The organism is Schaalia suimastitidis DSM 15538 (assembly GCF_000429105.1).
Lineage (GTDB): Bacteria > Actinomycetota > Actinomycetes > Actinomycetales > Actinomycetaceae > Pauljensenia > Pauljensenia suimastitidis.
Genome location: NZ_KE386848.1, coordinates 609,240 through 621,954, shown reverse-complemented (window position 1 = coordinate 621,954; position 12,715 = coordinate 609,240). Strand labels below are relative to the sequence as shown.

10 protein-coding genes are annotated in these 12,715 nt (G+C 55.2%); 5 read left to right on the top strand and 5 right to left on the bottom strand.

The window, feature by feature from the left end:
- Nucleotides 1–771 carry a CDP-alcohol phosphatidyltransferase family protein gene (locus tag G438_RS11705; RefSeq protein ID WP_240471055.1) on the top strand — a complete coding sequence of 257 codons (771 nt, stop codon included), beginning with the start codon at nt 1–3 and terminating at the stop codon, nt 769–771.
- Here the strand turns inward: G438_RS11705 and G438_RS0109630 are convergent.
- A complete protein-coding gene (locus tag G438_RS0109630) occupies nt 701–1,618 on the bottom strand; it encodes a hypothetical protein (RefSeq protein ID WP_026461136.1) in 918 nt (305 codons plus the stop codon). The genes G438_RS11705 and G438_RS0109630 overlap by 71 nt on opposite strands.
- Before the next feature lie 308 nt (nt 1,619–1,926).
- Between G438_RS0109630 and G438_RS0109625 the strand changes: the two genes are divergently transcribed.
- Both G438_RS0109625 and G438_RS11700 read left to right on the top strand, forming a co-directional pair.
- Nucleotides 1,927–2,922, top strand: coding sequence for a TerC family protein (locus tag G438_RS0109625; RefSeq protein WP_026461135.1), 996 nt, complete (start codon nt 1,927–1,929; stop codon nt 2,920–2,922).
- 55 nt (nt 2,923–2,977) lie between these two features.
- On the top strand, nt 2,978–5,320 hold the full coding sequence (locus G438_RS11700) for an HAD-IC family P-type ATPase (RefSeq protein WP_034285779.1): 2,343 nt from the start codon (nt 2,978–2,980) through the stop codon (nt 5,318–5,320).
- 141 nt (nt 5,321–5,461) lie between these two features.
- Here G438_RS11700 and G438_RS0109615 read toward each other — a convergent pair whose 3' ends face one another.
- Complete coding sequence (locus tag G438_RS0109615; protein WP_026461134.1) at nt 5,462–5,749, bottom strand: YciI family protein; 288 nt, start codon at nt 5,747–5,749, stop codon at nt 5,462–5,464.
- A 68-nt stretch (nt 5,750–5,817) separates the two neighbouring features.
- On the opposite strand from G438_RS0109615, the gene G438_RS0109610 reads away from it, so the two are divergent.
- Nucleotides 5,818–6,627, top strand: a complete 810-nt coding sequence (locus G438_RS0109610; protein ID WP_165569251.1) for an alpha/beta fold hydrolase — start codon at nt 5,818–5,820, stop codon at nt 6,625–6,627.
- A gap of 106 nt (nt 6,628–6,733) precedes the next feature.
- Here G438_RS0109610 and G438_RS11695 read toward each other — a convergent pair whose 3' ends face one another.
- Complete coding sequence (locus G438_RS11695) at nt 6,734–7,057, bottom strand: YciI family protein (RefSeq protein WP_051259471.1); 324 nt, start codon at nt 7,055–7,057, stop codon at nt 6,734–6,736.
- 84 nt (nt 7,058–7,141) lie between these two features.
- On the opposite strand from G438_RS11695, the gene uvrA reads away from it, so the two are divergent.
- A complete protein-coding gene (uvrA, locus tag G438_RS0109600) occupies nt 7,142–9,994 on the top strand; it encodes an excinuclease ABC subunit UvrA (RefSeq protein ID WP_026461132.1) in 2,853 nt (950 codons plus the stop codon).
- Nucleotides 9,995–10,069: 75 nt separating this feature from the next.
- Here uvrA and G438_RS0109595 read toward each other — a convergent pair whose 3' ends face one another.
- On the bottom strand, nt 10,070–10,780 hold the full coding sequence (locus tag G438_RS0109595) for an SDR family oxidoreductase (protein ID WP_026461131.1): 711 nt from the start codon (nt 10,778–10,780) through the stop codon (nt 10,070–10,072).
- Nucleotides 10,777–12,684 (bottom strand): AMP-dependent synthetase/ligase, encoded by a 1,908-nt coding sequence (locus tag G438_RS0109590; RefSeq protein ID WP_026461130.1) that lies wholly within the window; start codon nt 12,682–12,684, stop codon nt 10,777–10,779. Before G438_RS0109590 ends, G438_RS0109595 begins: the two co-directional genes overlap by 4 nt.
- Between the last annotated feature and the right edge of the window lie 31 nt (nt 12,685–12,715).

The window sequence follows — 12,715 nt, the reverse complement described above, 5'->3', positions numbered from 1 at the left end:
GTGTCCGCCACATCGTCAGCATTACCTCGCCGATGCATTCTCCGCCACAAAACTGCTGCATGGCTCGTCCACGCCTTCACTATGACTGGGGTACTGTGGGCGGGATTGGCCACGCTGGCTCTGATGAATGGGGACCTCGTCGCCATGTGGATGTGGCTTGCGGTTGCCCTCATTGTCGATGGCGTTGACGGTACCTTGGCACGCAAAGCAGACGTTGCTAAATGGGCGCCACATTTTGATGGTGCTGCCCTTGACCTGATCGTCGACTACCTCACGTGGACTTTTATTCCTGCTGTCTTTATCTATAAACACGTGCCTATGGGGCCTCAGTGGATGGAAATGGTGATTTTCGTCATCATTGTCACCTCGTCGATGTTCTGCTACTGCAACAAAGCGATGAAAACAGACGATTACTATTTCATGGGATTCCCTGCCGCATGGAATGTTGTTGCGGTCATCATGTGGCTGCTCCACACCGGCCCTGCAGTCAATATCACGGTTACCCTGGTATTGGCCGTCCTCACCTTGGCACCCATTACCTTCGTCCACCCATTCCGTGTCGTCGGCCTGCTCATGCCTATCAACATCATTGCTACGATTGTGTGGGTTGGCGGCACAATCATCCTTGTGGCCACCCGCGATCATCAGTCGCTTCTGGTGCAGATCCTGTGGTGGGTTGGTGGCGGTTGGCTCATGCTGGTCAGTGCGTGGCGATCAACGCAGGAAATCGTGCGGAGGCGTAAAGGCGCTGCAGTCGCTTATCCTGAATAACACGGGACGCCTCGATTGCGATACTGCCCACAATCATTGCCGTGACGACGCCGATGACAAGCGGGGGATAGTCTTTCCCGAAGCTCCAAAAATAGATATACGGCGCCATGAAGGTGACGATGGTCGTCACTGTTCCAAGTATGCGCACCTTTGTATTCGTTGCCGTCAACATGGCGAGTATGCCCCACGTGTAGGGGATCGCAGTGACAATATCGATCGTCCACAACAGTGCGACATTGCCATGAAACTGGGGAACCCACACTACCGGCAGTGCGCGCAGAGCTGAATATATGAATATGGCGAGGTACACCCATGTGCGCGGATCGTGGAGTACTCGCGTGAACATCGAAGACCGTTGCGTATGGACACGATGATCGTGCAGTAAAACCCGTAACTTCATGGGTGTGGATGTGACATCAACGCCCGACAAGTGGGTGCGCATATCGTGATCTTGAGCGAGTAGACGTGAAGTTAACTTATAAACATTGATGCCCCACACCGTCTGATCGTTGTCGAGTGGCATTGCGAGTGCCGGAAAAGTGCTGATGAGCCATTCGCGCTCATAGGCCTCGTGGGCAGGTATCACCCACAGAAGCTGTCGACTCTCGATCGCGAAGCGCAGATCAGTTACTAACGCAGTAGTGTCACTGAGAGTGCTGATACTCTTTTGTGCTACTTCTCTCTTGCCTAGTTCGGCTAAACGTGTCACACCAGCGGCGCGGCACACGGCCTCGGGAATCAACGGCCCACGCATCGCACTGAGTTGCAACGGGGCAGTGGGGGAGCCGAAGAATGCTTCTTGGAGGGCGCAGATAATACTGCGCCCGGGAACATTCGTTGAGGTCATATGCCATAGTGTACCCGCTAACTATGCGGGGATATCCTCAGGGTTGTCCCCAGAAAACCCCTGAGAATCAGGAAAGGTGACGATGCTGCCAATAGTGGTAATCCCCACCCCAACAGATCCCCACTGTTGCGACTCTGCTCGCTAGAATGGCCAAACGAGGGGAGTAATCCCACCAAGTGCGGTGCCGTCAATACGGCTGGTCGCGCGTCTCCTACGAGGTGTGTACGACTACCCGGTACCGTCGCCCAGCGATCCTGGGTGGGACCAGACCTCACACTAACTCCCCGTATACACGAGAGGTCCTTTCTGTGGACGTTCATGCTTTTGGCTGGCTCGGTCTTGCTGCCGTCGTACTCATCCTTATCACCGTCGACATTGTCGGACACGTGCGAACGCCGCACGCACCCACCCTCAAAGAAGCCGCCTGGTGGTCCGCAGGATACGTTGTTCTTGGTCTTGCGTTCGGACTCATCATTTGGTTGATTTACGGAGCAGGTTACGCAGGCGAATATTTCGCAGGCTTCCTCACCGAAAAAGCACTATCACTGGACAACCTCTTTGTCTTTATCATCATCATGGCGTCCTTTAGAGTGCCACGCGAATATCAACAAAAAGCCCTTCTATCAGGCATTATTATCGCCCTCATACTACGCTTGGTCTTTATCCTCGTGGGTGCCGCCATGGTCGAACGCTTCTCATGGCTGTTCTACTTCTTTGGTGCATGGCTCCTATACACCGCCTGGGGGCAAGCAAAAGAAGGCGTAGAAGAACCAGGCTCAGCTGACGATGAATACCACGAAAACCGTTTTGTGCGCACGATGCGTCGCATCTTCCCTGTGACTGACGGCTTCATGGGACAAAAATTCCTTCACCGACACGGCGGTAAAACATATATCACCCCAATGCTGCTGGTTGTCTTCGCGCTTGGATCAGCTGACATTATGTTCGCTTTCGATTCCATCCCAGCGATTTTCGGCCTCACACAAGAACCGTATTTGGTCTTTGCTGCTAACGCCTTCGCGCTGCTGGGTCTGCGTCAGCTGTACTTCCTTGTTGACGGCCTTCTTGAACGCCTCGTCTACCTGCACTACGGATTGGCCGCGATCCTTGGTTTCATCGGCGTGAAACTGATCCTCCATGCGATGCACGAAAATGCTGTGCCATTCATCAACGGAGGCCAAGGTATGCATTGGGCGCCTGAAATTGGCATAATCCCCTCATTGGCGTTTATCCTCGTCACGATCACCATTACGGTTGTTGCTTCCTTGGCCAAATCACGGCGTGACGCAGTAGCTGCACGCTGAAGCGGCAAGTCGCAGTGCCGATGGTGACGGATCGCTACCACACACCAGAGGCACTATGACATCCGCTTTTGCGACATACACTCCACTTACCGACACTGACGTAGCCAATAGGCGCGCCCAAGGGCACAGCAATCACGTGCAGCTTGCCTCTTCACGATCCATCGCCTCGATTATCCGCGGCAATGTTCTTACGCTTTTTAACGGAATACTCATCGCTGCAATGGCCGTCGTGATTATCGTCGGTAGCTGGCAGGATGCAGTCTTTGGTGGCGTGATGATAATCAACGCCGCCATTGGCATCATCTCCGAGTGGCGCTCGAAACGTACCCTTGACGCACTTGCCATTGTTGATGCCCCGCGGGCACGCGTACGACGACACAGTGGCACCCACGAAATACTCGTTGAAGATATCGTCCGGGACGACCTCGTGGAGCTGAGCCTTGGCGACCAAGTGCCGGTCGATGGCCCAGTGCTGGACGCCTCGGGCCTTGAAGTCGACGAATCCATGCTGACGGGGGAATCCACACCTGTGCGCAAACAGGTGGGCGACCAGGTGTTGGCAGGGACATCTGTCGTTGCCGGTACCGCGTTGATCTATGCCCGCGCTGTTGGCGAAGAACTGTATGCCCAAGGCATTGCACGGCAGGCCCGAACCTTTACCCTCGCCGTGTCAGAAATACAACAGGGTGTCAACAAGGTACTGCGCATTATTTCCATCGCCATTATCCCTGTCGTACTGCTGACCGTGTGGTCTCAAGCTCGCCTCGCCACTGGCGAAGGAGTGGAGGCATGGGCGCCAGCATTGGTGCTTGCCGTTGCAGCGGTCGTTGGAATGATTCCGCAAGGCCTGGTTTTGCTGACCTCAATGAATTTCGCTATCGGATCGGCAACCTTGGCGCGCAAAAACGTCTTGATGCAGGAATTACCTGCTGTGGAAATCCTTGCTCGCGTCGATTCACTGTGCCTAGATAAAACTGGCACCCTCACTACCGGTGGTATCCGCCTTGCCCGCCTTGACACATTAGGGTCCTTCACCTCCCAAACAGTGACGCAGGTACTGCGCACAATGAATGACGACCCTGCGAACCCCACTGCTGTGGCCATTCGCGACGGTATTGGTGATGGATCCATTGTGACCTCGTCGGATGCACAGGTTGTGCCATTTTCCTCTGCACGCAAGTGGGCTGCGTGGTCGGCACCGCAGATAGGCACATGGCTGCTGGGTGCCCCCGAAATACTTATTGACGAGGCGGAGGTCCTTGCGCAGGTATCGGCAGAGGCAGACCAAGGCCGACGCGTCGTCGCCCTCGTTCACACCGATTCGGCTTTTGATGGCGAGACTGTGCCACGTGACTGCCGCCCGGCTGCTCTGGTTCTTCTTGAAGAAGATTTACGACCAGATGCGACCGACACCTTGGCGTGGTTTGCCGAGCAAGATGTTCGCGTGCGTGTGATATCGGGCGACAACCCCCGCACCGTTGCAGCCTTGGCGGGCCGCCTCGGCTTGCGTGCACCAGATGGGTCACCAGCACGGGCATGCGATGCGCGGACTTTGCCTGAAGATCTGCTCAGTGATGAGTTTTCTGCTGCTGTGAGGGATCACGACATATTCGGTCGTGTCACTCCTGAACAAAAACGTGCGATGGTGCAAGCTCTTCAGGCTGACGGCAAATGCGTGGCGATGACCGGTGACGGTGTCAATGATGCTTTGGCATTGAAGGATGCAGATCTTGGTATTGCAATGGGCAATGCAGCGCGTGCCACTAAAGCAGTGGCTCAGATTGTGCTGCTGGATGGCAAATTCTCTCAGCTTCCTGACGTGGTGGCGAGGGGACGGCGCATTATTGCAAATATGGAAAGGGTCTCGTCCCTGTTTTTTGCCAAAACCACCTATGCTTCGCTACTGGTAATACTTACGGCGGTGCTGGCGTGGAAATTCCCTTTCCTTCCACGCCACTACACCTATATTGGCTCACTTACTATCGGTATTCCCGCTTTTTTCATTGCGTTGGGCCCTAATACGCGGCGCTACCGGCCAGGTTTTATTCAACGCACGCTTCGCTTGGCTGTTCCGGCAGGTGCTGTTATGGCCTTTGTGGCGCTAGCAGTGTATTGGTGGGTTGGCATTGGCACTGTTGAAGCAGCCACTGCTGCGACGCTCACAATGATGGCCGGTGGCCTGTGGTTACTATCGGTTACTGCCCGTCCACTTGTTCCGTGGCGCTTAGCGCTACTTGCCGCAGTGGCAGGATGTGCAGTGGGCGGTATCCTCATCCCCGCTACGCGCAGCTTCTTCGCGATGGAATGGCCAAGTACGGTCACCTGGGGCATTATTGGCCTGGCTGTCGCGGTGGAATGCTGCATTATTGAAGCGGTCCATCGGACCCGACCACACTAGTGCGCCTCAAGACCGTGGCGCGTTATTTGCCTGGTGGCGATGCGCAGCGGTCTATACGCCCCTGTCGCGCTGCGCGGTGGTGTGTCCTAGTGGCAGAGCTGCGCGCTGCTGCACGCCACGCGTGCGACAAGTGCGTTGATGCTAGTTTTTCAGCTGTCCAATCACAGGGTTCCAAGCACGGATGCTGCGCGTGGTAATAAAACCTGCGATGAAAAACGGGTCAAGGTCGAGGAGTTCCTCTACCTGCTGAGCGTTATCTGCATGCATCACCAGAAGAGCCCCAGGCGCCTCGTCAGTCCACGGACCTGAAGCGATATTGATACCTTGGTCTGCAAGTGAGGACAGGTACTCTCGGTGCCGTGGGCGGACCTCGTCCATTGCTGTGGCAGCGGCGACATCGTATGTATATTCAACAGCGAAATATGGCATGTAGTCACCGTAGCGCTTTCGCGCATAATGTGCTGCACCTCGCACGCTATTCGGGCATACTGGGTGACATGACGACACCGTGGAAACCCGCACTGAGCATTCCCCAAGGCATTGATGGAGCCAAAGACACGCTTGTACTCGGACATTCCTTAGGGTCCAATCACCACATGTGGGATGACATCGTTCCGCTGCTGGCACCGTGGCTCAATGTGGTCCTCTACGATCTGCCCGGCCATGGCGATTCGCCTGTTGCTAAGGGTCCATTAACAATGGCAGCACTTCTTGACGGTCTGGGTTGCGCACTTGACGAGGTGGGGGTCGACACCTTCCACATCGGTGGTCTGTCTTTTGGTGGTTTGGCAGCGCTGAGCGCTCCCCATCATCTTGGCCATCGCATTGCCTCCGTTGCCATTATGGCGTCGGGGCCACGTGCGGGCACAGCTCAAGCGTGGTACCAGCGCATCGACGAGGTACGTTCCGCTGGCCTGGAACCAGTTGTCGCATCGGTTATGGAACGCTGGTTTACCCCGGGTTTCAGGCAGGGGACAGGGCGTCACTGGGTTGAACGGATCGCGGCGATATACGCTGCATGTGAGCCTCACGGATATATCCAATGCTGTGAAATCCTTGCCAATACCGATGCAACCGAATGGATTGGTGCGCTTTCTGTTCCCGTACTCATTGGCGCCGGAAGCGAGGATCCAGGCTTTGATCGGGACTCGGCACAGCGACTGGCGGATAATATCGCTGCACGCCACCTGCAAACGCCTCAGCTACTTATTGTTGAAGGCGCGAGGCACATGTTCGCTACTGAGCATCCACACATGGTGGCGGGTACGCTACTTGACCACGTTTTAACCGGCGCGCAGTACCGTTAGTGACGAGGCGCACGGTACTGCGAGGTCGCCAAGTGCGCAGCTCTGTCGGGCCGCGGGGCGCGCAATATTGCCAAGGACAGTCGCGCCTCGTCAGCGTCTTACCTTCCTACGGCAGTGGCGCTTGGAACTCTGTGTCAAAACCTTGCGCAAGGTCACCAAAGGTTGGCACCCACTCGCGTATACGCGTCGCGCTGACAAATCCCTGCACGCCAAAAGGGTCGTCGGCAAGGATGCGGTGAACATCTGGTACGGATTCGCTTCGAATGATCAGCAGTGCGTCTTTGCATGTGCCATCTTTGAGGAATCCTGATGCGACAAGGATCCCCTGCTCGTGGAGTTCGCGCAGAAATTGTCGATGCGCTGGGCGGAAGGTTTCCAGTAAGGAATCTAAGGTGTGGTCGTAGGTGTATTCGACGACAAATAAGGCCATAACTCTATTATTCCTAAAATATCTTCCGTCGTGCTATAGAACACATGTACGACTTTCTTGTGTTGAGGACGATACAATCACTAGGTGCATGACAAACTCATCGTAAGAGGTGCCCGCGAACATAACCTCAAAGGCGTCGACCTTGATCTGCCTCGAGACTCAATGATCGTATTCACCGGGCTATCAGGTTCTGGAAAATCCTCCCTTGCCTTCGACACCATCTTCGCTGAGGGACAACGGCGGTACGTAGAATCCTTGTCCTCCTATGCACGCCAATTCCTTGGTCAGATGGATAAACCGGATGTGGACTTTATCGAAGGTCTGTCACCTGCTGTGTCAATCGACCAGAAATCCACATCGAAAAATCCCCGTTCGACGGTGGGTACAATTACCGAAATCCACGACTACCTGCGTCTACTATATGCACGCGCCGGTATTGCTCACTGCCCAGAATGCGGCGCGCGGATCCAGGCACAATCCGCGCAACAAATCGTCGACCGCGTGCGTGCCATGGATGAGGGAACACGTTTTCAGGTACTGGCGCCGGTCGTACGCGGACGTAAAGGCGAATATCAGGATCTTATCGACGAATTATTCCAATCAGGATTTTCGCGCGCGATCATTGACGGTGAGAGTATCCGCCTGGAAAATGCGCCGAAACTAGAAAAGAAACTGAAACACGATATCGACGTCGTCGTCGACCGCCTCGTCGTGCGTCCAGGGATGAGGCAACGCCTCACTGACTCGGTGGAAACCGCATTACGACTCGCAGACGGCCTTGTCATTATCGACTGTGTTGACCTCGATGAATCCGATCCTGAACGTCGTCGGCGATACTCAGAAAAACGTGCATGTCCTAATGACCATGTATTAACCCTGGACGAGATTGAACCACGCACATTCTCTTTTAATGCACCCTATGGCGCTTGTCCCGACTGCACTGGCTTAGGTATTCGAACCGAGGTTGACCCTGACCTCATCGTGCCTGACGAAGAACTCAGCCTATCTGAAGGGGCAGTGTCCGTTTGGAGTCACAACAATAAATACCATTTGCAGTTGCTGAAATCCCTGGGCGAAGACATGGGTTTCGAGATCACGACCCCCTGGCACAAGCTACCAAAAAAAGTGCGTGAGGCCATCCTCTTTGGACGCGACTACGAAGTGAAGGTGCAATTCCGCAACCGTTGGGGTCGCCAACGAAGCTACACCACAGGTTTTGAAGGTGCTGTGGCCTACATTGAACGCAAACGTTCTGAAACAGAGTCGCAGTGGGTCACCGATAAACTCGACGCCTACATGCGAGAAGTTCCGTGCCCCACGTGCCACGGTGCGCGCCTGCGTCCCGAAGTACTGGCCGTCACAGTCGCGGGCCTATCCATTGCTGCCCTTTCGGATCTGTCCATCGCCGAGGCGCGTGCCCACCTTGATGCGCTGGAACTGGAAGAGCGCGCGAAGGTGATCGCTAAGCCGATCCTTGCTGAAATCTATGCGCGCCTCGATTTCCTCCTAGATGTAGGATTGTCCTATCTGACGCTGTCACGGGCCGCAGGCACCCTCTCTGGAGGAGAGGCGCAGCGCATTCGACTGGCAACTCAAATCGGTTCTGGTCTCGTTGGAGTTCTTTATGTTCTTGACGAACCATCGATAGGCCTCCACCAGCGGGACAATCGCCGTCTGATCCGCACCCTGGAACGTCTGCGGGACCTCGGCAATACACTCATCGTCGTTGAGCATGACGAAGAAACGATGGAGGCAGCCGACTGGATCGTCGACATCGGTCCAGGCGCAGGTGAACACGGTGGGTGGGTTGTCCATTCGGGAACCCTCGAAGACCTGCGTCACAATGATCGCAGCGTTACCGGTGATTATCTTTCTGGTCGGCGTGCCATCGCCCTGCCTGCACAACGTCGTGACATTGACCCGAAACGGCGTCTGACGGTAAAAGGGGCGAGCGAACACAACCTACGCAATGTCACCGTGAATTTCCCACTGTCGGTGTTCACAGCCGTTACCGGCGTTTCGGGGTCCGGTAAGTCGACGTTGGTGAATCACATTTTGTATCGTTCCCTTGCCTCACGTCTCAATGGGGCACGCATGGTACCTGGTCGCCATAAGGCTGTCGTTGGCACCGATGAACTCGACAAGGTGGTGCACGTCGACCAGTCACCCATTGGACGTACTCCGCGCTCCAATCCTGCAACCTACACGGGTGTGTGGGATCAAATCCGCAAATTATTCGCAGAAACCCAAGAAGCGAAAGTCCGCGGATACGGACCAGGCCGTTTCTCCTTTAACGTCAAAGGTGGGCGCTGTGAGTCCTGCAAAGGCGACGGCACTTTACGTATTGAAATGAATTTTCTTCCCGATGTCTATGTGCCATGTGAGGTCTGCCACGGGGCGCGTTATAACCGCGAAACCTTAGAGGTGACCTACAAGGGTAAAAACGTCGCCGATATACTCAATATGTCGATCCTGGAGGCCGCCGAGTTTTTTGCGCCAGTTGCACGTATCGCACGACACCTCAATACACTTGTGGAGGTTGGTCTGGGTTATGTGCGCCTAGGGCAGTCGGCCACCACTTTGTCTGGCGGCGAGGCGCAACGCGTCAAACTTGCTTCTGAACTGCAGCGTCGTTCTAATGGGCGGACGGTGTATGTCCTTGACGAACCCACTACAGGTCTCCATTCGGAAGATATCCGCAAGCTTTTGTTAGTGCTGCAATCGCTGGTCGACAAAGGCAATACGGTGATCGTTATTGAACATAATCTTGACGTCATCAAATGTGCTGACTGGATTATTGATATGGGTCCTGAAGGTGGTTCCGGTGGCGGCATGGTGGTCGCTGAAGGTACACCCGAGGCTGTGGCCCAAATGGAGGGGTCATTTACTGGAGAGTACTTGAAAGAAGTATTAGCCAAAGAAGCGGCGCGACACTAAGTTGTGGCGCGGCAGGAGGCGCATTCGGGCAAAGGCAAGCTGAGCACGATTTGACGCCTCGTCTTTTTCTGGTGCCTAGCCTTTCGGCTCTGTGGTACGTACCCGCAATTCGTCGATATTCATCACCTCAGGTAGTGACACAGCCAGCCGAACGGTACGCGCCACCTCCTCGGCGGGCATATGTGCCGCAGGATTATAAGTGACACCAGCATCCACATGAAGCTGGTGCTGCATATCGGTGTCGATACGACCCGGATGAATGGAACAGACACGGATACGGCCGCGTTCCTCTTCACGCAAACACTCCGTGAAGGCACGCAATGCCCACTTCGACGCACAATACGGCGCATCACCAGGGTAGGCGCGCACACCAGCCCCCGAATTAATGGTGAGCACCATGCCGCGGCTGGCACGCAGCATCGGCAATGCAATACGCGTCAGTTCTGCCACAGCCACAACATTCGTCTCCATCATCCACTGCCAGTGGCTACGCGAGGCACTGGCTACCGACAGGCGCTTAGCGACACCGGCATTGTGGACCAGCACATCCAAACGATCATGAGTTGCGGAAAAATTAGCAAACGCACGCTCAAGAGAGTCCTGATCAGTCAAATTTGCAACGAAGGCAGAGGCCGCGGGCAAAGACTCCACAACGCGACGCACCGTCGCTTCGTCACGCCCACCAACAACGACATGATGATCAGCTCCGAGTTCACGTGCAATTGCCAGCCCAAGGCCACGAGTAGCGCCCGTCACGAGGGCGATAGGACGCGAGTCAATACTCACTGGGCATCCTTTGCTGAGGCATAAAGTGCCTCCACCTCGTGGGCAAAATCGCGCAAAACGGCGCGTCGCTTGAGCTTGAGAGAGGGGGTGAGATACCCATTCTCCACAGTGAAGGCCACATTGACAATCCGATAGCGCCGAATTGACTCCGCGCGCGACACTTTCCGGTTCGCACGCGCAATCGCCTTTTCCAAAGACTCACGCACTTGCGGCAAATCCGCAGCCTTGGCAGGATCCAAAGGCGGCAGCCCCTTATTGGCCAGCCACGGACCCAACATCTCAGAATCCAAAGAAATAAGGGCCCCAATATACGGCTTGCCGTCGCCCACCGCGATCACATGCGAAATTAATGGATGCGTCTGAAGCGAATCTTCCAATACTTCAGGAGAGACATTCTTTCCCCCCGCCGTAATAATCAATTCCTTCTTCCTGCCAGTGATGCGCAAATGTCCCGAATCGTCGATAGCGCCCAGGTCACCACTGCAGAACCACCCGTCCTGAAAAGCTTCAGCGGTTGCCTCAGGAAGATTGTGATAGCCCTTGGTGACCGACACACCTTGCAAAAGGATTTCTCCATCAGGTGCGATGCGCACGCGATTACCTGGCCATGGGAAACCCACACTATCCGGCGGGAAATCTTCAGGTGTTTCCACCGAGATTGGACCCGTGGTTTCTGACAGACCATATCCTTGCAGGAGGGTCACACCAAGACCACGGTAAAAATGCGCCAAATCTAGGGCCAATGGCGCGCCACCGGAAATAATCGTGTGAAGGTTGGGACCCAAAGCGGCGTTGACCTTGTGAAGAACTAAGGAATCTGCCACGCGTTTCTTCACTTTCAGCCCAAAACCTGCACCAGGTGAAGGGAAAATATCGCGGATGACTGATGTATCAGCCGATGGACGGCCAACAGCGTCGCTGGCTTCGACCTCTTGAGGTGTGCCATACGCGGTGGCGCGTGAGGTCGAGCGTGCTTGCTTTGCTGCCCAAGCAAATAGGCGACCTTTCACGCCGCCACCAGCTTTCGCCGCCGCTGAGTTGTAGACCTTCTCCAACACGCGCGGCACCACAAGGAGCATTGTCGGCTTAAAAGTGGCGATATCAGACAGAAGATTACTGGTATCGGGCGAAAAAGCAACGCGCCCCTGACCGGTCAGCAAGGCGTGCATCACGAAACGCGCTAAGACGTGGGCAACAGGAAGAAAAAGCAGGGAACGTGACTTCGGATCGTTGACGAGCATCGGCAAAAAGTCGTAGGCCTGCATGAAGGCTTCAATAAAGTTGCCGTGTGTGAGCATTACGCCTTTAGGGTTACCCGTGGTGCCCGACGTGTAAATAATGGTGGCAACATCGTGTAAACGCACCTGCGCGGTACGTTCTTCCACTTCAATAGGTGCCACAGTTTTAGCAGCACTGGCGATTTCTCGTGACGCTCCACGGTCCCACGCCATAATCATCCGCACTGACTCGGTACGCACAGACTGCACCAGATCTGCCTGCTGGGAGGTCGCGGTAATCACCATGGTGACATCAGCGTCTTGCAGAATATGCGCGATCTGGGCAGCACTATCTGTTTCGTAAATAGGTACAGTCACCGCTCCACACGACAGTGCCGCCATATCGATGAGGGCCCACTCGTAGGACGTAGGAGCAAGGATTGCCAGATGCTCACCTGCCTGGAGACCCAAACCAATCAATCCGCGAGCAATATCTTCCACATGCCGCACGAATTCGTCGATGGTGACTTCACGCCAACTGCCAACATCAGTACGTCGCTCGATAGCCACTTGGCCGGGGTGATCCTGCGCGCGTTTGGCGAGGAGTTTAGGCAAGTTAAGGTCAGGGTCAACCTCACGGGTGGCAGTATTTTCCCACGTGTTATCGTCGAGGCGGCGCAGCGGCATGGTGATGATCTTTCAGTGCGGTGATAGGGGA